General features: G+C 58.4%; 23 protein-coding genes. 11 read left to right on the top strand and 12 right to left on the bottom strand.

All coding sequences use genetic code 11. The features are described from left to right. Positions 1-4: 4 nt before the first annotated feature. A complete protein-coding gene (gene pilH / locus NUW46_RS18855; protein ID WP_008939836.1) occupies positions 5-367 on the bottom strand; it encodes a twitching motility response regulator PilH in 363 nt (120 codons plus the stop codon). Positions 368-399: 32 nt separating this feature from the next. Then, the gene (gene pilG, locus NUW46_RS18850; RefSeq protein WP_008175635.1) at positions 400-792 is read right to left on the bottom strand and encodes a twitching motility response regulator PilG; all 393 of its coding nucleotides are present in this window, start codon (positions 790-792) and stop codon (positions 400-402) included. 297 nt (positions 793-1089) lie between these two features. Between pilG and gshB the strand changes: the two genes are divergently transcribed. The 8 genes from gshB (at position 1090) to NUW46_RS18810 (ending at position 8046) form a co-directional block, all read left to right on the top strand. Beyond that, positions 1090-2043: a glutathione synthase gene (gene gshB, locus NUW46_RS18845; protein ID WP_083231733.1), complete on the top strand. Its 954-nt coding sequence runs from the start codon at positions 1090-1092 to the stop codon at positions 2041-2043. A gap of 48 nt (positions 2044-2091) precedes the next feature. Continuing rightward, entirely contained in the window at positions 2092-2958 is an 867-nt protein-coding gene (locus NUW46_RS18840; protein WP_069182278.1) for an energy transducer TonB, read from the top strand. Further along, positions 2955-3521, top strand: coding sequence for a YqgE/AlgH family protein (locus NUW46_RS18835; protein WP_418140947.1), 567 nt, complete (start codon positions 2955-2957; stop codon positions 3519-3521). Before NUW46_RS18840 ends, NUW46_RS18835 begins: the two co-directional genes overlap by 4 nt. Further along, entirely contained in the window at positions 3514-3936 is a 423-nt protein-coding gene (gene ruvX, locus NUW46_RS18830; RefSeq protein WP_222465636.1) for a Holliday junction resolvase RuvX, read from the top strand. The genes NUW46_RS18835 and ruvX overlap by 8 nt, the downstream gene beginning before the upstream one ends. A 7-nt stretch (positions 3937-3943) precedes the next feature. Then, entirely contained in the window at positions 3944-4453 is a 510-nt protein-coding gene (gene pyrR / locus NUW46_RS18825) for a bifunctional pyr operon transcriptional regulator/uracil phosphoribosyltransferase PyrR (protein ID WP_136630896.1), read from the top strand. A 27-nt stretch (positions 4454-4480) separates the two neighbouring features. Further along, on the top strand, positions 4481-5494 hold the full coding sequence (locus tag NUW46_RS18820; RefSeq protein WP_418140946.1) for an aspartate carbamoyltransferase catalytic subunit: 1014 nt from the start codon (positions 4481-4483) through the stop codon (positions 5492-5494). Continuing rightward, positions 5491-6795 (top strand): dihydroorotase, encoded by a 1305-nt coding sequence (locus tag NUW46_RS18815; RefSeq protein WP_069182273.1) that lies wholly within the window; start codon positions 5491-5493, stop codon positions 6793-6795. Before NUW46_RS18820 ends, NUW46_RS18815 begins: the two co-directional genes overlap by 4 nt. A gap of 285 nt (positions 6796-7080) precedes the next feature. Next, a complete protein-coding gene (locus NUW46_RS18810; RefSeq protein WP_370686081.1) occupies positions 7081-8046 on the top strand; it encodes a putative solute-binding protein in 966 nt (321 codons plus the stop codon). 42 nt (positions 8047-8088) lie between these two features. Here the strand turns inward: NUW46_RS18810 and NUW46_RS18805 are convergent, their stop codons facing one another. Beyond that, on the bottom strand, positions 8089-8361 hold the full coding sequence (locus NUW46_RS18805; RefSeq protein ID WP_064229608.1) for an HU family DNA-binding protein: 273 nt from the start codon (positions 8359-8361) through the stop codon (positions 8089-8091). A gap of 295 nt (positions 8362-8656) precedes the next feature. On the opposite strand from NUW46_RS18805, the gene NUW46_RS18800 reads away from it, so the two are divergent. Next, entirely contained in the window at positions 8657-9721 is a 1065-nt protein-coding gene (locus NUW46_RS18800; RefSeq protein WP_305966317.1) for a hypothetical protein, read from the top strand. Positions 9722-9747: 26 nt separating this feature from the next. Continuing rightward, positions 9748-11811 (top strand): TRAP transporter large permease subunit, encoded by a 2064-nt coding sequence (locus NUW46_RS18795; protein WP_418140945.1) that lies wholly within the window; start codon positions 9748-9750, stop codon positions 11809-11811. Between the two features lie 23 nt (positions 11812-11834). Here NUW46_RS18795 and NUW46_RS18790 read toward each other — a convergent pair whose 3' ends face one another. The 8 genes from NUW46_RS18790 to mutM form a co-directional block, all read right to left on the bottom strand. After that, the gene (locus NUW46_RS18790) at positions 11835-12869 is read right to left on the bottom strand and encodes a DUF2157 domain-containing protein (protein WP_418140944.1); all 1035 of its coding nucleotides are present in this window, start codon (positions 12867-12869) and stop codon (positions 11835-11837) included. Positions 12870-12915: 46 nt separating this feature from the next. Further along, positions 12916-13194: a hypothetical protein gene (locus tag NUW46_RS18785; protein WP_291904653.1), complete on the bottom strand. Its 279-nt coding sequence runs from the start codon at positions 13192-13194 to the stop codon at positions 12916-12918. An 86-nt stretch (positions 13195-13280) separates the two neighbouring features. Continuing rightward, positions 13281-14816, bottom strand: a complete 1536-nt coding sequence (locus tag NUW46_RS18780; protein ID WP_069182268.1) for a phosphoenolpyruvate carboxykinase — start codon at positions 14814-14816, stop codon at positions 13281-13283. Between the two features lie 172 nt (positions 14817-14988). Beyond that, entirely contained in the window at positions 14989-15843 is an 855-nt protein-coding gene (hslO, locus tag NUW46_RS18775; RefSeq protein ID WP_069182267.1) for an Hsp33 family molecular chaperone HslO, read from the bottom strand. 68 nt (positions 15844-15911) lie between these two features. After that, the gene (gene hslR, locus NUW46_RS18770; RefSeq protein WP_136630890.1) at positions 15912-16319 is read right to left on the bottom strand and encodes a ribosome-associated heat shock protein Hsp15; all 408 of its coding nucleotides are present in this window, start codon (positions 16317-16319) and stop codon (positions 15912-15914) included. Between the two features lie 41 nt (positions 16320-16360). Further along, positions 16361-17050, bottom strand: a complete 690-nt coding sequence (gene yrfG / locus NUW46_RS18765) for a GMP/IMP nucleotidase (RefSeq protein ID WP_069182265.1) — start codon at positions 17048-17050, stop codon at positions 16361-16363. Between the two features lie 95 nt (positions 17051-17145). Next, positions 17146-17475, bottom strand: coding sequence for a hypothetical protein (locus tag NUW46_RS18760; protein WP_069182264.1), 330 nt, complete (start codon positions 17473-17475; stop codon positions 17146-17148). 137 nt (positions 17476-17612) lie between these two features. Next, positions 17613-18425: a bifunctional DNA-formamidopyrimidine glycosylase/DNA-(apurinic or apyrimidinic site) lyase gene (mutM, locus tag NUW46_RS18755; protein WP_412536715.1), complete on the bottom strand. Its 813-nt coding sequence runs from the start codon at positions 18423-18425 to the stop codon at positions 17613-17615. 140 nt (positions 18426-18565) lie between these two features. Here mutM and NUW46_RS18750 point away from each other — a divergent pair, with 140 nt between their 5' ends. After that, on the top strand, positions 18566-19744 hold the full coding sequence (locus tag NUW46_RS18750; protein WP_069182262.1) for a fatty acid desaturase: 1179 nt from the start codon (positions 18566-18568) through the stop codon (positions 19742-19744). A gap of 71 nt (positions 19745-19815) precedes the next feature. Here the strand turns inward: NUW46_RS18750 and rsmD are convergent, their stop codons facing one another. After that, positions 19816-20466 carry a 16S rRNA (guanine(966)-N(2))-methyltransferase RsmD gene (gene rsmD, locus NUW46_RS18745; protein WP_141697176.1) on the bottom strand — a complete coding sequence of 217 codons (651 nt, stop codon included), beginning with the start codon at positions 20464-20466 and terminating at the stop codon, positions 19816-19818.

The following is a 20466-nucleotide window of genomic DNA, read 5'->3' as shown; positions in this document are numbered from 1 at the left end:
GGGATCAGGCAATCAGACTGTTGATTGTTTTGATCAGGTCGTCTTCGTTAACCGGCTTGACCAGGTAACCCTTGGCGCCCTGGCGGGTGCCCCATACGCGATCAGTTTCCTGATCCTTGGTGGTTACGATGACCACCGGGATGGAGGCGGTTTCCGGTGCGCGGGTCAGTTGGCGGGTTGCCTGGAAGCCATTCAGGCCGGGCATAACCACATCCATCAGAACCAGATCCGGGGTTTCGGCACGGGCCTTGGCAACACCGTCGGCACCATTATCGGCGGTCAGCACTTCGTGCTGGTGTTTTTCCAGGATCGTGGAAATTTTCTTAACCTCGGTAGGGGAATCGTCAACAATCAGAATGCGGGCCATGGTTTCCTCGAAAGTTCTTGGGGTCAGCAGGTTTACTGTTCCGCCTGTGGAACATACTGGCGGATGGTATTGAGTAGCTCATCCTTACTGAACGGCTTGGTCAGATACTGGTCCGAGCCGACGATCCGGCCCTTGGCCTTGTCGAACAGCCCGTCCTTGCTGGAGAGCATGATAACCGGCGTCTTTTTGAAGGAGGAATTGTTCTTGATAAGTGCGCAGGTCTGGTAGCCGTCCAGGCGGGGCATCATGATATCGACAAAAATGATGTCCGGCTGGGAATCGGCAATCTTTGCAAGAGCGTCAAAGCCGTCAGTCGCGGTGATGACCTCACAGCCGACCTTTTTCAGAAGGGTTTCTGCGGTGCGACGTATGGTTTTACTGTCGTCGATCACCATGATCTTCAAATTCTCGAAGTTGTCATCCATTGTCCAACTGCCTTGCGCTCAGCGACTGTCGTTATTTTAAAACGGGGGTTTTAACACAAACCTTAAGGTTCTTCTATAAACCCCGCTCATTTATAGATTATCAATGGCCGGATAAAAAGTATTAGTTTGTGACCAAATGTACTTCTGCCCGCAACGTCACGTAACTGACTGAGGATTTCTCCGGATGCATTTGCAGCTCGGGTACAATACCATCTGATTTCACAGCATAGCACTTAATGCCCGGTCCGCTCTGCAGACCGGTTCGTGTTTTTAACCCTCAGGACTGCAGGAACGCTCATGACCGTCAGACTCGGGATCGTGATGGATCCGATTGAAGATATCCACTTCAAGAAAGACAGCTCACTGGCCATGTTGCTGGCTGCCCAGAAACGTGGCTGGGAAATCGAATACATGGAGCTGCCGGATATGTATCTCGATGGCGGCACGGCCATGGCGCACACCCGCGACCTGACCGTCCACATGGATCCCGAGAACTGGTACAGCTTCGGGCCCAGCCAGGATCGGGCGCTGGGGGATCTCGATGTCATCCTGATGCGCAAGGATCCGCCGGTGGACCGTGAGTTCCTGATGGCCACCTATATATTGGAGGCGGCGGAGCAGCAGGGTGCCCTGGTGGTCAACCCGGCATCCACGCTTCGCGACTGCAACGAGAAACTGTTTGCCACGCAGTTTGAGGACCTGACGCCACCTCTGTTGGTCTCGCGTTCGGCAACCCGTTTCCGCGAGTTCTATGCCAAGCACGGCGATGTCATCATGAAGCCGGTGGATGGCATGGGCGGTCATTCGATCTTCAGGATCCGCGAAAACGATTTCAACCTCGGGGTCATTATCGAAACCCTCACCAACTATGGCACTCACCAGGCCATGGCCCAGAAGTACATTCCGGAAATCAGCGATGGTGACAAACGTATCCTGTTGATCGACGGTGAGCCGGTACCCTATTCCCTTGCGAGAATCCCATCCCAAGGGGAGAATCGGGGCAATCTTGCCGCCGGCGGCCGCGGCGAAGGTCGGGAACTGACCGCCCGGGATCGGGAGATCTGCGAGCGCGTTGCGCCGGTGATTAAAGAGAAGGGCCTCATATTTGTCGGCCTGGACGTGATCGGTGATTATCTTACCGAAATCAATGTCACCAGCCCGACCTGCATCCGGGAACTCGATGCCGCCTTCGGGATCGATATTGGTGGTCTGTTGATGGATGCAATCGCAAAACGCCTGGGCCAGGCTTAATCCGGTAGTGGTCACCGGGCAGGTTTAACGACAGGATCCGTATCAGGAATGGCAGTTCAGGTAAGCGACTTCGACCGGTTTTCCTTCACCCTTTTCATGGCGTTGGCAGTGCACGCCATTGTGGTGTTGGGTATCACCTTTGCGCCTGAGTCGCCCCGTTCCTCGGCTCAGACCATGGAGATCACCCTGTCCCAGTTCGACGACGAAGAAGCTCCCGAGAAAGCGGATTTTCTGGCCCAGACCAGTCAGAAGGGCAGCGGTACCCAGGAAGAGGTTCGGGAAATGACCACGCCCCAGCCGGCGGAGGTCAGTCAGCCTGAAGTGGCTCAGGTTCAGCCCGAGCCGCCGTCCCAGACCCAGCCGCAGCCGCGCCAGGAAAAACAGGTGGTGCAGACCGAGAGCGCGTCCAGTCAGAAGGTTCAGGCGCCTGAGGAACGCACCACGCCCGAAGAAGAGCCCCTGCCCGTGCGGGAGAAAAAGAGCCTGATGGAGCGTAGCCTTGAAATTGCCAGCCTGGAGGCCCGCTTCGATGCCCAGCAGCAGGCCTATGCCCGCAAACCCAGGGTGATGCGTGTTACCGCTGCCTCCACGCTCAAGTCTACCAACGCCTGGTATGTCCAGAACTGGGTCAGCAAGGTAACCCGGGTGGGCAACATCAATTACCCCACCGAGGCGCGCAATGCCGGAATCTATGGCACACTGAGGTTGCTGGTGTCGCTGAAGAAAGACGGCACCATTAAAGAGGTGGCTATCCTTCAGTCTTCCGGCAGCACCGTGCTGGATGATGCAGCAATACGCATTGTCAGGATGGCCGCGCCTTTTGCACCGTTTCCGGACGAAATGCGGAAAGAGGTGGATGAACTCGAAATCATACGTACCTGGTCCTTCCAGCGTCGGGGGCTGACATCCGGATGACAGCATCAAAACACTCTCCCCACAGCTTGCGGCACCATTTTCTGGTTGCATCACCCTATCTCGCGGATCCCCGTTTCCATGGCGGCGTTATTTATATCTGTGAGCATTCCGACGACGGTGCTCTGGGCTTGATGATCAATCACCCGCTGGACATTCACCTGGGCGAGATTCTGGAACAACTGGACATGCCAGGGGGCGAACTGGATCTGCCGGTATTCAGCGGTGGTCCGGTGCAGCCGGAGCGGGGCTTTGTGCTGCATCCCCCCGGAACCAGTTGGCAGAACACGGCAAAGGTCACAGAAGATATTCTGCTGACCACATCCCGCGACATACTGGCAGGGATTGGCCGTAGTGAGGGCCCCGAGGAATATCTTGTGGCCCTGGGCTACTCCGGTTGGAGCGAGGGGCAGCTGGAAGAGGAGCTGGGAAGTAACGCCTGGCTCACTTGCCCGGCCACCACGGAGATCCTGTTTCGTACCCCCTGGGAAGAACGTTACAAGGCCGTACTCAAACTGATCGGCATAGATCTCAACCAGCTCAGTGAATCGGTCGGCCATGCCTGAGACTACCAGTCGCCGGGTTATGGCGTTTGATTTTGGTACCCGCCGGATTGGCGTTGCCGTAGGCCAGGAATTGCTTGGGTCCGGCCAGCCAGTGGCGCTGATTCCCGCCCGCGACGGTATTCCGGACTGGCAACAGATTGAATCCCTGCTTGAGGAGTGGCGCCCGGACCTGGTGGTGGTTGGCCTGCCTCTGAACATGGACGACACCGAAAACGATATGTGTGCCCGGGCGCGAAAGTTCGGCAAGCGCCTGCACGGGCGTTACCACGTGCCGGTCGAGATGGTGGACGAGCGGCTCACCAGCTTCGAAGCCAAGGGCGAAGTGATGGCCGCCGGGGGCAGTCGTGATTTTGGACGTCACGGAGTCGACGACCGGGCCGCGGTGCTGATCCTGGAAACCTTTTTTCAACAGTGAGGACCGAATGACGGCATTGCTTGATATTGATCAGTTGCTTGACCAGATGGAGTCAGGGCTGCGTCAGACGCTGGAGCAAAGGGGCGTGGAATCGCCGGTTCTGATCGGTATCCGTACCGGTGGTGTCTGGCTGGCGGATGTGCTCAGCAAGCGCCTGGGTATCGATGAGCCGTTCGGCGAACTGGACATTTCCTTCTACCGCGACGATTTCAGCCGCATTGGCCTCAATCCCCGGGTCAAACCCTCAAGCCTGCCCTTCGATACCGAGGGTCGGGACATCATCCTGATTGACGATGTCATCATGAGCGGCCGGACCATCCGCGCCGCGATGAATGAGATCTTCGATTATGGCCGCCCAGCCAGTATCATATTGGCCACCCTGATTGACCTCGGCGCCAGGGAACTGCCCATCCAGCCCGACGTGGCTGGCAAGACGATGGCGCTGGAATCCCATCAGCGAGTCAAACTGCGTGGCCCCGACCCGCTCCGCATCGAGCTCCAGGAAGCCGGACAATAAACCTCCGAATCAGATAACAGGCGACCCATGACCGCGAACGACTCTTCCCCGCACCACTTGCAGCTGACCCGGGATGGTCAGTTGCGGCATTTCCTTACCCTCGACGGCCTGGATCAAGCCTTGCTGACCGACATCCTCGACACGGCGGATTCCTTTATCGAGGTGGGGGAGCGCACCATCAAGAAAGTGCCGCTGCTCCGGGGCCGGACCGTGGTGAACCTGTTTTTTGAATCCAGTACCCGCACCCGCAGTACCTTTGAGCTGGCGGCCAAGCGACTGTCTGCGGATGTGCTTAACCTGGACATCAGTACCTCGGCCACCTCGAAGGGCGAATCCCTGTCTGACACGCTGCTGAATCTGGAAGCCATGGCCAGCGACATGTTCGTGGTCCGCCACTCCCAGAGTGGTGCGCCGCATTTTATCGCCGAGAGCGTGACCCCCGGCGTCGCCATTATCAACGCCGGTGATGGCCGTCACGCCCACCCGACCCAGGCCATGCTGGATATGCTGACGATCCGCCAGCACAAGGGACGGTTCGAGGGACTGAAAGTCGCTATCGTCGGAGACGTCTTGCACTCCCGGGTGGCCCGTTCCCAGATCAGGGCCCTCAACGAGCTGGGTGCCGAAGAGGTACGGGTCATTGCTCCCGGGACGCTGCTTCCCAAAGACGTGGAAAGTCTTGGCTGCACGGTTGAATACGATATGAACCGGGGCATGAGGGACCTGGATGTGGTGATCATGCTGCGGCTTCAGAAAGAGCGGATGGAAGGCGCTTTGCTGCCCAGCGAGCGGGAGTTTTACCGGCTGTACGGACTGAACCAGCAGAAACTGGCTCTGGCGCATCCGGAATGCATCGTCATGCATCCGGGGCCCATCAACCGCGGCGTTGAAATTGAGTCGGCGGTGGCCGACGGGCCGCAATCGGTGATTCTGAACCAGGTCACTAACGGCATTGCCATACGGATGGCGGTCATGTCCATGGCCATGGGCGGTCAGGTCGCCGAGCGCCAGCAGAAACTGAGTGAGAGGGGCCAGGCATGAGCAGTGTCAATACATCCGGAAGCAGTCTGAAAATCACCGGAGGCCGCCTGTTCGATGGCCAGGGCGCAGAGCAGGAGAATACCGCACTGTTGATAAGGGATGGCCGTATTGTTGCGATGGGCGAAGCCGCCGCCCGGGAGACAGCCGACGAGACCATCAGCGCAGACAACGGCATAATCACACCGGGGTTTGTCGATCTTTGCTGTAATGTCCGTGAGCCGGGCAACGGTCAGAAAGGTAACATCGCTTCGGAGACCCTTGCCGCGGCCCACGGCGGATTTACCACCGTGTGCGCCTCGCCGGAAACCTCGCCGGTAAACGATTCCAGTGCCGTCACCCACCTGATCCGTGATGGTGCTGCCAGCCGTTCGCCCATCCGGGTTTTGCCCATTGGCGCTATCACCCGGGGCCTTGAGGGCGATCTGCTCAGTGATATGGCTGGCCTGGCCGCAGCCGGCTGTGTTGCCGTGGGTAATGGTTCCCGGGGCGTGCGCAATGCCCGCATATTGCGCCGGTGTATGGCCTACGCCCAGACGTTTGGTTTGACGGTGATGTTCAGCCCCGAGAACCAGGCCCTGGCCGCCGACGGATACGCCCATGATGGCCTGGTGACCTCGCGTTTGGGCCTGCTTGGTATTCCGGAAGTGGCGGAAACCGCTGCGGTGATGGAGATGCTGTTACTGGCCGAGGAAACCGGGGTACGTTTGCACCTCAGCCAGCTCTCCTGCGGTCGCAGTGTTGAAATGCTGGCCGATGCCCGCCGCCGGGGTATTGCGGTCACCGCCGATGTAGCCATGCATCAACTGGTGTTCACGGAGGAGGCGCTTGCGGGCTTTGACAGTCGCTTCCACGTCCGCCCGCCACTGCGTGGCGAGAGCGATCGCAAGGCGCTGATAGCCGGTGTCCGGGAAGGGGTGATTGATGCCATCGTCAGCCAGCATCAGCCTCATGATACCGCCGCCAAGCAGGCGCCCATGGCTGCTACCGAGCCGGGCCTGTCCAGCATCGAGAGTGTGCTCTCGCTGGGTCTGGAGCTGGTGGAAATGAACGAGCTGGCGTTGCCCGACCTGATCCGGGCTCTGACTGCCGGTCCGGCCTCCGTGCTTGGCCGGACCGCGCGTCTGGCGGAGGGCGAAGTCGCCGATATTTGTCTGTTCGATCCCGATGCCTTCTGGACCCCTAGCGCGAAAACACTGGTTTCGGCCGGTCGTCACGCGCCGGTGACGGACCGCGAACTGCCAGGTGTGATCAGGCTCACTTTGAGTGAGGGTCGAAAGGCCTGGCCCCAGCCGGTGATCTGATCCCGGCGAACTGTCTGAAAGTGCGGCAGAGGTTGCGAAACCTCTGTCGACACCATCACAGAATCTCCCCCTGTTGCTGAAAAACCCTTGATGGCAGGCACCTGTGCCAACGTATTCTTGTAGCCGTCGCCCTATGGTCGACCAAGGAAAGCGTGGCCTGGCCGGTCCAGAAACCCAGACCGGCGCCCGACAATAATAACCAGGAGTCATCCCGTGAAATCAGCAAACTTCCCCCAGCGGGTAGCCATGGCGGCTGCCCTCTGTGCCAGTCTGGTCTTTCCCTCAATGGGCCAGGCGCAGGCACAGAATGAGCCTCTGGAACGCAGTTTTTGCGTTTTTGACCCGGTTGGTGCCAATGGCCCCCTGTTTGCCATCACCAAGACCTTTCAGCCGGTTGCCCTGAAAAATGGCATCAAGCTGGATCTTCGCGCCTATACCGATGAAAAGGTGGCTGCCGAGGACTTCAAGGCGGGGCAGTGCGATGCTGTTCTGCTTACCGGCACCCGTGCCCGTGAATTCAACAAGTTCACCGGCAGCCTTGAAGCCATGGGCGCCGTGCCTGGCGAAGAGGAAATGCGCCTGCTGTACAACACCCTGAGCCAGCCCAAGGCCCGGCCGTTCCTGATTGACGGCCCCTACGAAGTGGCAGGCGTGTTCCCTGGCGGCGCCATTTACCTTCACACCCGGGACCGCAGTATCGATTCGGTCGAAAAGCTTCAGGGCAAACGGATTGCCACCCTGGACTACGATCAGGCATCGGTCCGGATGGTTCGCCATGTCGGCGCCTCCGTGGTGGGGTCCAATTCCGCGAACTTTGCCGGTAAGTTCAATAACGGCAGCGTTGACCTGGCTTACGCCCCGGCCGTCGCCTATACCCCGCTGGAGTTATACAAGGGCGTCCAGCCCAACGGGGCCGTGGTCAAATATGCCTTGGGCTACATGAATTTCCAGGTGATCATCCACCGCGACCGGTTCCCCGATTCCGCCGGCCAGATGGTCCGTGACCAGGCGATCAAGCGCATTGATGAGGCGTATGAAATCATTGCCCAGGCAGAGGCGGAGATTCCTGAAGACGTGTGGATGGAGTTGCCGCGGGAAGATACCGCCGAATACGACAAGATGCTGCGCAAGGTGCGGCTGTCGTTACTGGAAGACGGTGTTTACGATGAGCGGGCCATCAAGCTGATGAAGGCGATTCGGTGCCGGGTAGATGCCACCCGTTCCGAGTGTGCCTCCGTCGCCGGTACCTGACACTGGAGTGAATCAGGCCCGCATGAGCGGGCCTGCGGCTGACTAGCGGATTTCGTCTTTCAGTGCCTTCCCGGCCTTGAAGCCCACGGTTTTACTGGCAGGGATGCGAATGGTCTCGCCGGTTTGAGGGTTGCGTCCGTCCCGCGCCTCACGACTGCGGATATTGAAGGTGCCAAAGCCGATCAGGGTGACATCTTCGCCCCGGGAGGCAGCGGCCGACACCTGGTCGGTGAACGCGGTAATCACTTCGCTGGCCTTGTCCCGGGTGAGGCCGGTTCGGTCGGCAATGGCCGCGGCGAGTTCAGGTTTGCGCATCGGATACTCCTTTTATTGTATTTCTGCTGTTTCAGTCTCTGTCCTGGCCGGAATCACAACGATTCACGGTTGCTGCAATCTATAGTGGCTTCCGTCCCATTGTGCAAACCTCCGGGCGGCATCGGTGTGTTTAATTTAGCGTCATTTGCGGCATCGGTCGCATAAAAGCCGGGACTCCTGGGCCATAATGCCCACCTGGTTACAGTCTGTAACAAACCGGTTCATCCGACGGAGTCTGGCCCGCGGGATCGGCGCAGAACTGCATCAGAACAAAAACGCAAAAGGTGAAGAAGGCATGACCCATTTCCGGAATCCCTCCCAAAAGGCGCTTTTGACGGCGCGCCGTGTTCGCAATCTCGTGGCAGCGTTCACGGCCAGCGTGGTTCTGAGCGGCTGTAGTATGGTCAATCACATGATGTACAAGACCACCGGTGATGTGATGCAGGGCTTCTCGCGGAGTCACACGGTACCCTTCCTGATGGAGAGTAACGACCTGGCCATGGGGTGCGCCATGAGCGAGGCGACAGCGCCATTGTTGATGTCCTTTGGCCGAGTCACCAATGAGCCGGACCAGCTTGCGGTGATGCTCTACCTCTCTGCCGGCGGCTGTGCCGAGGAAGAGGCCCGGGAACATGAGCTTGCTGCCCTTGCGGCTCTGCACGCCATGAACGGGAATGCCGCGGAAGATGCCATGATCCGTCAGAAGCGGGCCCATACCCTCGCCGCCCGGCGCTATTACACGGCCTGGCAACACCACAATGCCCATTACGGAAATCCTGCAGATGGCGAATGCCCGGATTTCGATGACGACATGGATGAGTTTATCTACATGGCCGGCCTGCTTTCCGGTCTTCAGGCTCTCAACGCCCAGATTCAGTCCACCTCCTCCATCGGCGTGCCGGCAAACGTGGGTTCCATTGCTGCCCGTGCTACCAGCTGCCTTGATAACGAGAAATGGTGGGGTGCGCCCATGGCTCTGAGGGCAACGGTCTGGGCCATGATTCCCGGTGCCCAGCCAGACGGTGAGGATGCCTTTGAACGGCTGGCCATTGCCGACGAGCAGGGTGAAGCTGCGGGCGTTCGCCTGCCTCATGTTTTCCATGCTATCGCGGCCCTGAACAAGGGGGACGAGGCGATGGTTCGGGAGGTAATCAGGGAACACGCAGAATCCGTCGAGAATACTCCGTCCAACGACGACTGGCGATTCGTGGATGCGATGGCCACCGATATGATCGTCGCGGTGTCTGATCGTTTGTGGGTTGAGAATACCGGGCATCGCACGCCTATGGGTCAGCTCGGTACCTTCTGGGATGACCAGCAGGAAGAGGTTGAAACCATGGATCTGGACGATCTGCTGTAATCACTTCCTACCCAGAGTAATCAGTTATGTCGAAGGGCGGTTTTCATCGGAGCGGGCTGGAGTGGTTTTCATCGCTACCGGCCTGTCTGCTGTTGCTTGCGGTGGTCATCTTCTCCACAAGCAGTGATATCCATAACCAGATGTTGCGCGGAGGCGAGCAGCTCTGGAGTGGCTACTACAAGTTGCGGATGGACCCGGTTCAACCGACCTGTGACCCAAACCGTGATATTGAGGCAGCGGTCGCGGCCGAAATGGCCGCCGATGATTCCGCGGACGACCCCATGGCAGCGTTGCTGGGGGCCGAGGAGAAAGATCCGGACGATGTCCGGATCGCCATCGAACGGGCGGTTGCGGATTGCCGTGAAGCACACCGGAATTTTGAGAACCTCAGGGACCAACTGACACCGGGAGTGAAAGCCTATCGGGCCGTTGAACTCTTTATTGCCGACCTGATTGCCTTCGGTCTGGAGTCCCAGCGCTTCATTCTGGTCATCCTGGTCATGTTGTGTGCGGTAACAGCCACCCTGACCCGGCATCATATCGCCATGCGCGCCATGGAGACACGGCTGGATTACACCGTCTCTCATACCCTGCAAACCATTGCCAACGCCATGTTGTTGGGCTCGAGTGCGATCTTCCGACAATCCAGCCTTAGCTCGGACACGGCGGTCTCATCGGAAGAGCTGTTGCTGCACAATTTCTGGATTATCGGTTTCGCCTGCCTGACCCTGGCCAGCCTGTACCGGCTGTTCCGGGTTCCCGATGACCTTCAGGAGGGCGGCAGCCTGAACAAGGCTTTCCTGGCTGTTCCCCTGTATACCGTGATGTGCCTGATCTCTGGCACCTATTTCGCTCTGATTGGACACGCCTCCGGGATTGGTATCTATCTCGGCAAGATGATGGAACTGTCCGACATGTTCCTGAATGTCGGCCTGTACGTCTGGGTGGGCATGATGCTGAAGCAGACCCGTCTTGCCACCCTGGTGTTCAATGTCTTCCGGCCCTGGCGCATGCCGCCGGAAATGCTGGCGGTTGTAGCGGTTCTGGTTGCCGCCGTGCCCACGGCCTACACCGGAGCGTCCGGCATCTTTGTGATCGCGGCGGGCGCGGTTATCTACAGCGAGCTGCGCGCGGCCGGTGCCCGACGGCATCTGGCCCTGGCAGCCACCGCTATGTCCGGCTCTTTGGGGGTGGTGTTGCGGCCCTGTCTGCTGGTAGTGGTAATCGCCTACCTGAATCGGGAAGTCACAACCGACGAACTGTTCGGCTGGGGTATCTGGGTGTTTGTGCTCACTGCCACCATGTTTGCGATTGTGGCCCTGAGTGTGAACCGCCAGAGCCAGTTCAACCTGGCGCCCTCTGCCGAGGCCTTCCCGGCCATGACACAGGCGCTCAAACCTTTGATTCCCTATGTCCTGGTAATTGCTGCCGTGGTCCTGTTCTACCGTCTGGCACTGGATGTCGGGATGGACGAATTCTCGGCGCCAAGACTGTTGCCGGTGATCATGCTGGCCATCCTCGTCTATGAACATGTCAGCCTGAAAAACCGGAAGGGCAAAGCCTCTGGAGAGATCAACCATCAGGGGCTCGAACGAAGTCTCCGTGGCGCCACCAACGACACAACGGCGGAAATTGGCGCATTACTGCTGTTGCTTGGTCTGTCGGTCAGTATCGGTGGGGTAATCGAGCGGGCTCACCTGATGGAGGCTTTCCCGCAATCGTTTGAAAGTGCCTGGTCGGCCATGCTTTTGATGGTGGTGATTCTGGTGATTTTGGGCATGATCATGGACGCGTTCGGTGCCGTGATCCTGGTGACAGCCACCGTTGCCACGATTGCCTACTCCAGCGGCATACACCCCATCCATTTCTGGATGGTGACCCTGGTGGCCTTTGAACTGGGCTACCTGAGTCCGCCGGTCGCCCTGAACCATCTGTTGACCCGCCAGGTAGTCGGAGAGGCAGAGGTGCTCGCGGCGCAGCAGGAAACGGGGACCTTTTATCAGCGCCACGAGCGTATCATTATGCCGCTGATTGCCATGGGGATCTCTTTGTTGCTGGTGGCCTTTGTGCCTCTGATGTTTTACGCCTGAGGTTTTTGGTGAAATCCCTCAGACTAATGGCGGCGCTCGATCAGTTCCCTGAGCGGTGCGGGCAACAGGCTTCGCAACCGTTCTGAAACCCGCTGCTCGTGCCGCTGCCAGAGAATACCCAGCCACACGATCGCGAGCCCGATCAACGTAAGCGCGATTGGGAATAAAAGGCTGTCCTCGAAGACCTCATAAGCAAGATGGCCAAGGTAACCCGCGATGCCCAGGCCGCCGAACACAACGAATACCCGCCGGCCCAGAATGGCGCCGGCCATGATCATCACCAGATTTATCAGGCAGTAGAACAGCTTGCTCCATTCGTTATCAGACTCCATCAATGAAAGTCCGCTCCAGAACGCCGTGACACCAAAAATGTATAACCAGAACGCAAAATCGCGGCTGCTCTGGTTTCGGATATCCACCCAGAAAGCCAGTAGGACGATCAGGAGACCGAACCACAGCGAAACCCATTTCCTAAGTTCCCAGGAAACGTACTCCGCGCCAAACAGGAAGGGAGCCAGATCCATACTCATGTACCAGAGCGTGACGGCCACCGGCATGACCAGGAAGGGCAACCGGTAACGCCAGAGCATGACTGCGCCTGAAGCCAGAGTGGCCAGTTCCATGAATAACCAGCTCCAGTCGATGTAGCGGTGGTAGTCCCGGTATTCATGGCCGCCCGACCACCAGCCCATGCCGGCCTGAAACCCGAAAACGGCAAGGGGTGTGAGGACAACCACAAAGGTTGCCGTGATCCCCGCGGGAATCTTCTGGTCCAGCCGCTTCAGAAAAAACTCGGTGAGCCACAGGCCGGCACCGGCGTAGACCAGGGCAATCAGTAGCAGACCCCATCCCCCAAGGCTTTCCCACGAGAGGGTCATGAACAGGCTCATGGCCCCGATGGCAATCAGGCCGCCGAAGTAATAGAGGATGTGGGTGAAGCGGAAAGAAGGGGTTTGTTGCTGCTGCTCCGATAAGAACGTCCAGAGCCGCTCAGCCTGTTCGTCCGTGATGATCTGCTTGCTTGCGGCTTGATCGAGAAGACTGCGCTTCAGCTCCATGAGAGTTTCCCCCTCGAAACATTCTTTTTGTCGGAAGCAGTTCAGATCACCGATTGCCCCACATTTTTGAAACCGCGGCATCGGATCCCAGGGTTCCAACGATCAACGAAACACCACCAATCCCGAAGAAAACAAGCACCGGAATCAGGGCACCCAGCTTACCGGTGTAAACCAGCGCGGTTGCTGACACCGTCGCCAGAACGAGGAACAGAGCGCCCACCACGTTAAGCACGGTGCGGTGTGATTCCTTGTAGCTGGGCCCAACCTGTCCGGATTCCAGTGGTTTGAGAATAAACGAGAAGAGCTGGCGCAGACGCTGTTTCATGAAGCCGTTTCCTTGAATGTGTTGCCCCATCATACAAAAAAAGCGCCGTGCTTTCGCAGGGCGCTTTTTTACGTTCAGGAATCGACTTAGCTCAGCTTCGGGCCGGCCTCGACGATGGAATCCGCCACGTCGAACTTCTTGAAGTTTTCGACGAACTGCGCGATCAGTTCCTGGGCCTTGCCATCGTAGTAGTCCGGGCTCACCCAGGTGTTGCGCGGGTTCAGCAGCTCGGTATCCACGCCTGGCACATGCTTGGGCACATCCAGGTTCAGGGTTGGCAGGTGCTCGGTTTCCACATCGTCCAGGTCACCGTTCTGGATCGCGGCGATGATGGCGCGGGTGGTCGGAATGCTGAAACGCTGTCCTTCGCCGTAAGGACCACCGGTCCAGCCGGTGTTCACCAGAAAGACCTTGCTGCCAAACTCGTCCATGCGCTTCATCAGCAGCTCGGCGTAAACGCCGGCCGGGCGCGGGAAAAAGGGCGCACCAAAGCAGGTGGAGAAGGTGGACTTCAGCTTCGAGGAAGAACCCATCTCGGTGGAGCCAACCAGTGCGGTGTAGCCACTCAGGAAGTGATAAGCGGCACCTTCGCGGCTGAGGATGGACACAGGTGGCAGCACGCCAGTCATGTCGCAGGTCAGGAATACGATGTGAGAGGGCTCTCCGGCACGGTTCTCGAGCACGCGCTTTTCAACGTGGTCCAGCGGGTAGGCGCAACGGGAGTTTTCGGTCAGCGATACATCGGTGTAATCTGGCTCGCGGGTTTCCGGGTCGATCACCACGTTTTCGACAATGGCGCCAAAACGGATGGCATCCCAGATGATCGGCTCGTTCTTGCGGGACAGGTCGATGCACTTGGCGTAGCAACCGCCCTCGACGTTGAACACGGTGCCCGGGCCCCAGCCGTGCTCGTCATCGCCGATCAGGTAGCGGTGCGGATCGGCAGAGAGAGTGGTCTTGCCGGTGCCGGAAAGACCGAAGAACAGGCAGGTCTCGCCGTCTTCACCCACGTTCGCGGAACAGTGCATGGGCAGCACGTCCTTCTCTGGCAGCAGGAAGTTCTGCACCGAGAACATGGCCTTCTTCATTTCACCGGCGTAGTGCATGCCGGCCAGCAGAACCTTGCGCTTGGCAAAGTTGATCATCACGCAGCCATTGCTGTTGGTGCCGTCGCGCTCGGGCACGCACTCGAAGTTGGCGGCGTTCAGGATCTGCCACTCCTGCTTGTCGGCCGGGTTATAGCTTTCCGGTCGGATAAACAGGTTGCGGCCGAACAGGTTCTGCCACGCGGTCTCGGTGGTCATTTTGACCGGCAGGTAGTGCTCGGGGTCGGAGCCGACATGAACGTGAGACACGAACTGGTCTTTTTCGGCGATGTAGGCTTCAACACGGTCCCAGAGGGCGTCGAACTTTTCGGCGTCGAAGGGACGGTTGATCGGACCCCAGTGGATATCGTCCGAGGTGCTGGGCTCCTCGACAATATAGCGGTCCATGGGAGACCGGCCTGTACGGTCACCGGTCTTTACAACCAGGGAACCGTTGGATGCCAGCTGGCCTTCTTCACGTGCCAGTGCAACCTCAACCAGTCGTGCTGTACTCAGATCATTATAAGTGCTGCTCACTTCGACCTCGCCCTCGGGATGTCTTAGTGATTGCTCAGGCCGCCCCCCAAAATTGACGGAAATCTGAGCAATCGAGTCAATTCAGGCGCGCTATTATGCCAGAGACGCCGGTAAAAAACGACTGCCCTGAACCCCTTGCTATCAGCGGTTTCCCGGCCAATCGAACGTGCTTCTAGTGTAGCGTATGACCGGTGAAAAGATGATCAATATCATTTCTATCGAAGCGATAGTGAGCGTGGCAAAACTGGCAGTCCATCTCGATGGATCCCTGTTCTTCCAGAATGCTGTAGCATTCTTCGCGGCCAATGGCCTCCAGGGCGCCGAGGGTGCGCTCCCTTGAGCAGCTGCAGCGGAAGGCGACCGGTTCGGCGTCGAACAATCGAACGGTTTCCTCGTGGAACAGTCGATGGAGCAGGGTTTCACTATCCAGTTCCAGCAACTCGGCGGCTTCCACGGTCCGCGCCAGGTGGTTAACCCGATCCCAGAGATCTTCGTCTTCCTCGGAGGCGCCCGGCAGGCGCTGGAGCATCAGGCCAGCGGCGCCGTTTTCATCGGCAAAAAGGAACAGGCTGGTGGGAATCTGTTCCGAGCGTTCGAAGTATTCCTCAAGGCAGCCGCCAAGTGTCTCTTGATCCCGGGGCACGACGCCCTGGTAGCGATTACCCCGGTTCGGCGTAATGGTAATGGCCATCCGGCCTTCACCGAGCAGATTATGAAAACTGTCTTCGCTGACGGCGTGCTCGTCAAAACGGGCCAGACCACGGATGTGCCGGTCGTGGCTGCATTCTGCCATCAGAGTGCGTAACGGGCCTTCTCCCTGCGCCTGAACGGACAGCGTGCCCTCAAATTTCAGGGTGCTGCTCATCAGGATGCTCGCCACCAGGGCTTCGCCGAGGAGCTCGCGGACCGTGTCCGGATAGGGCGCCTGGCTGCCGATTTCCTGGTAGCTGTCGGCCAGCCGCACCCAGGCTCCCCGCACCTGGCTATGTTCAAAAATAAAGCGCTGGAACTGGTCGCGGGATGCCATGTTGTCTCTCCTGAATGCTGAATGCCGGTCGTTGCAAGTTGACTGAGGGCGGGGGTGTTAAAAAGTGTTCAGAGGCCGTTCTGTTCGCGGAAGCGCTGGATATCCCTTCGGTCTTTCTTTGAAGGGCGTCTGGCCGGAGGGAGTTGCGCTGCCTGCATGGTTTTTCGTTGCCAGGCCATTTCTTCGCGTTTCTTGGCGCTCTCTTCCGTCTCGTGGTAGAGCTTCTGGGCTTCGGGCGCGCCACGGCGGCGGTCGCTGATGTCATCGACAATGACAACCTTCTCCTGCCAACCCAGACGCAGCGTGAGTTTCGCGCCGGCTTCCACCAGCTTGCCGGGTTTGCAGCGCTGGCTGTTGTAGTGGACCTTGCCTCCTTCGATCGCTTCCTTGGCCAGGGAGCGGGTTTTGTAGAAGCGGGCGGCCCAGAGCCATTTATCCAGTCTTACCCTTTGGTCGTCAGCAGTTGATGCCGTCATGTCTCCTCACCTGATGGGCTTATACGCCAATTATAACCCTGTCATCGGCCGGATGGCAGGGGTGACCGCTGGCGAAGGGCCGGGAGAACTTCGTCGAAGTGATGGATGCAGGGGATTTCCGGGTGCCGTTGGCGAGCCTCCTGCTGACTGTCCGGCGCCAGTACCGCAAGGCACTGGGCAATGCCGGCTGCCAGGGCACTTTCCAATACCGGGAAACTGTCGTCGACCATCAGGGTGCTGTCGGCCTCATAGGGCGTTACCTTCTGGAGATCCTGCCAGAATGATGGGTCTTCCTTGGGCTTGCCTAGCTGATGGCTGGAGACTATGGCATCCACCCGTGTGTCCAGGCCGGTTCGTTTCAGCTTCAGGGCCAGAGGGTCGGGGTGACAGTTGGTGACAATCACCGAGTGAAGCCCGGATTGCCTCAGGGCATCGAGAAAATCCGTTACGTGAGGACGGTATCCGATCCGGTCGCCCACCTCTGCTTTCAGCCCGGTAATGTCCAGGGACAGGCGCTCGCTCCAGTAATCGGTGCAATACCAGTTCAGTGAGCCGCGCTCGGCCATGATCATCGGGATCAGTCGGTCTTTCGCTTCCTGGGGATGAAGGTCATAGTGCTCGGCGTACCGAGCTGGTAGATGCTCGAGCCAGAAGTGGTTATCGAAATGCAGATCCAGAAGTGTCCCGTCCATATCCAGGAACACGGTGTTAAGCGAGGACCAGTCAACCATAAACAAAAACAGCCTGAAGAATTTGCTTCAGGCTGCCGCAGTTCTCTCGTCGGGGCAAGCCGTGATAGTACGGAGGCGCGCCCGATGGAGTCGGATCAGTTGCTGGTCTGTACCGTTTCGGGTTTCTTACCGGTGCGGGTACATCCCAGGCAGCGCACGAATGTCGCCTTGGCAGGCCCCATGACCAGAACCTCACCGGCTTCGTCGGCGTTGCCGCCCAGCAGGGAGAAGGGCAGGGATACCAGGTAGACAGCGCCGCCCACAATGGTGGTTGCCAGCAGGGCCGGACGAACAAAAATCGCATCGCCGGTCATGGCCAGCGCTGACGGGGTTTCATCCACGGCCTGGGCGTGTCCGAGAGAAGAGAATGCCATCAGGCAGGCCGCCACAGTGGCCACCAGAGTGCGTGAAATCTTGCGGGTCATCGTACTGTCTCCTGAGCTTTTTGGCCCTAAATACCGCCCCATTGTATACCTTGGGCGTAAATCCTCTGTTAACTATGAATCATATTTGCGCATTTTCAAACGATTTTTCGTTGCTGAATGTGCCTTCTCGTAAGCGTTCAGCGCTGGCAACGTGGGCAGTAAACAGTGGATCGGTTGTTCATTCGGATTTCTTTCAACGTCGTCCCGCACTCTTTGCAGGGCTGTCCGCCGCGACCGTAGACCAACAAAGATTGGGCAAAGTAGCCGGGCTTGCCGTCGCTGTTCACAAAGTCCCGCAGGGTGGTTCCGCCCATCAGGATAGCGGCACTGAGCGTTTCCCGGATGGCTTCGGCCAGCCTGTGATAGCGGTCGAGGCTGATTCTTCCTGCTTTTCGGCGGGGATGGATGCCGGATTTGAACAGGGCTTCATTGGCGTAGATGTTGCCTGCGCCAACCACGACCTGATTATCCATGATGAAAGACTTGACTGGCGTGTTCTTGCCGCGGGAGAGGCGGAACAGGTGCGCACCATTGAATTCGGGAGCCAGGGGTTCGGGGCCGAGATGGCTGATCAGCGGGTGCTCTTCGGCAGAGTCGGCCCAGAGCCAGCAGCCAAACCTTCGGGGATCATTGAATCGCAGGATTACCCCGGATTGTAATGCCAGATCGATATGATCATGGGTCAGCGGTGGTGTGTTGTCGGTGATGATGCGCAGGCTGCCCGACATGCCGAGGTGAACAATGACCGTGCCCTGCATCATATTAAGGAACAAATATTTGGCACGCCGATCAACATTCTCTATGCGCTGGCCTTCCAGGCGTTCTGCCAGATCGGCAGGAACAGGCCAGCGCAGGCTGCCATTGCGCACGGTAACCCGGGTGATGGTCTCGCCCTCGCAATAGGGTGCAATGCCGCGACGGGTGGTTTCTACTTCTGGCAATTCTGGCACGGACGGGAATCTCCGGTGGAAAACGCATAAGTGTAATCAGTAACAATTTTGCATCCAAATGCTGTTGTTGTGGCTTACAGCTGTAAGCTAAAGTGGCTGAGTTGGCCATGGGCCAAAGATAATGATTTTGAGGATTAGCTATGTGGTTTAATGGTCTTCTTGACCTGTCGGTGATGCAGCTCATTCTGGTCACCCTCGGAATGACACACGTCACGATTGTCAGTGTAACGCTCTATCTGCATCGCCATTCGGCGCATAACTCGCTGGACCTGCACCCGGTATTGAAGCACTTCTTCCGGTTCTGGCTGTGGTTGACCACCGCCCAGAACACCAAGGAGTGGACGGCTATCCACCGCAAACACCACGCCAAATGCGAAACCGAAGAAGATCCCCATAGCCCGGTGGTGTTGGGTATTCGCAAGGTTCTGTTCCAGGGTGCAGAGCTCTACGCCGAATCCGCGACCCCGGAAACGCTCGAACGCTACGGCCAGCGGACCCCGGAAGACTGGGTGGAGCGGAACGTGTACAGCCGCCATAAAATGCTGGGCATCGCTTTGATGGCGGTCATCAACCTTGCGCTGTTCGGTGTTCACGGCATCTGGATCTGGGCAGTACAGATGATGTGGATCCCGGTTTGGGCGGCCGGCGTTGTGAACGGAATTGGTCACTGGATGGGTTACCGGAACTACGAGTGCGCCGACAACGCCCGCAACATCAGTCCGCTGGGCCTGCTGATTGGCGGCGAAGAGCTGCACAACAACCACCACACCTACCCGAACTCTTCCAAGCTGTCCCGTCGCTGGTTCGAGGTGGATATTGGCTGGGGCTACATCCGTCTGTTCCAGTTGTTCGGCATGGCCAAGCCCAAGGGCTATCGTCCCATTGCTCATCATGTGCCGGGTAAACTCGAGGTTGACGTAGAAACCGTTCAGGCGATTGCCAACAACCGGTTCGACATCATGCGTCAGTACCGCAAGCGCGTCATGGAGCCGGTGTTGCGTCAGCAGAAGTCTCTGATGGACGACGAGATTCGGCCGCGGTATCGGAAGCTCAAGCAGTTGCTTTCTCGTGAGATTACGCTGATCCACCCCAAGGAAAAAGAAACCCTTGAATCGGTACTGGAGCGCAACGCGGTGCTGCGCCAGATCTACGAGAAGAGCCATGAACTGCAGGCGCTCTGGCGTCAGCGTGGGCTCAAGCCCCAGGACAAGCTCAACGCGTTGATGGAGTGGTGCCGGGAGGCGGAAGCCAGCGGTATCCGGTATCTTGAGGAGTTCGCCGAGCACCTTCGGGCATACTCGCTGCGCCCTGCTGTCTGAGACAGTCAGGTCGCTGAACAAGGGGTTGGGTGAGCGCGTTCACCTGGCCCTTTTTTCTTTCAGGCCCCTTGCTATTCCGGGTCTATGGCTTTTCGGAAAAGGCAGTAGGTGACCTGCCCCGCGCTTTTTTGCCGATGCAGATGCCATGACCCAGGCACTGCCGGTGTTGGCAATTCGCTCTCGTGTTCCACGTAAACCCAGCCGCCGGATTTAATCCAGCCCTGCTCATCCAGTAATGGAAACAGTTTCTCCAGCCAGCCCTGTCGGAACGGTGGGTCCATGAAAACGATGTCGAACGGCGGCCGGTTTCTCTGACGCAGGTAGCTCTCGACATCTGCGCACACCACGTCTCCGGTGTCAGACTTCAATAACCTGAGGTTGTCCCTGAGTGCCTTGGCCAGGGCAGGCGTATGATCCACTAGTGTCGCGCCTGCGGCACCTCTGGACAGTGCTTCCAGGCCAAGCGCGCCGGAGCCGGCGAACAGGTCGAGACAATCACTGCCTGCCAGGTGAAAGTTAAGCCAGTTGAACAGGGTTTCCCGGGTGCGGGCGGGGGTTGGTCGCACACCACCGGCATCCGGAAAACGCAGTTTCCGGCTGCGCCAGTCACCGCCGATAATGCGCAGTTCGCCGGTGCTGTTATTAGCGGGTGCGGCCCCGGTACCGCGACCGGTCGGGTTTCTTTTCGAAATGCTGTGGCTAGTGGATTTTCGGCGCGCCAT

Source organism: Marinobacter sp. MA (assembly GCF_048298425.1).
Lineage (GTDB): Bacteria > Pseudomonadota > Gammaproteobacteria > Pseudomonadales > Oleiphilaceae > Marinobacter > Marinobacter salsuginis.
The sequence above is the reverse complement of the archived record's forward strand: the minus strand, read 5'-3'. Positions and strand labels throughout refer to the sequence as shown.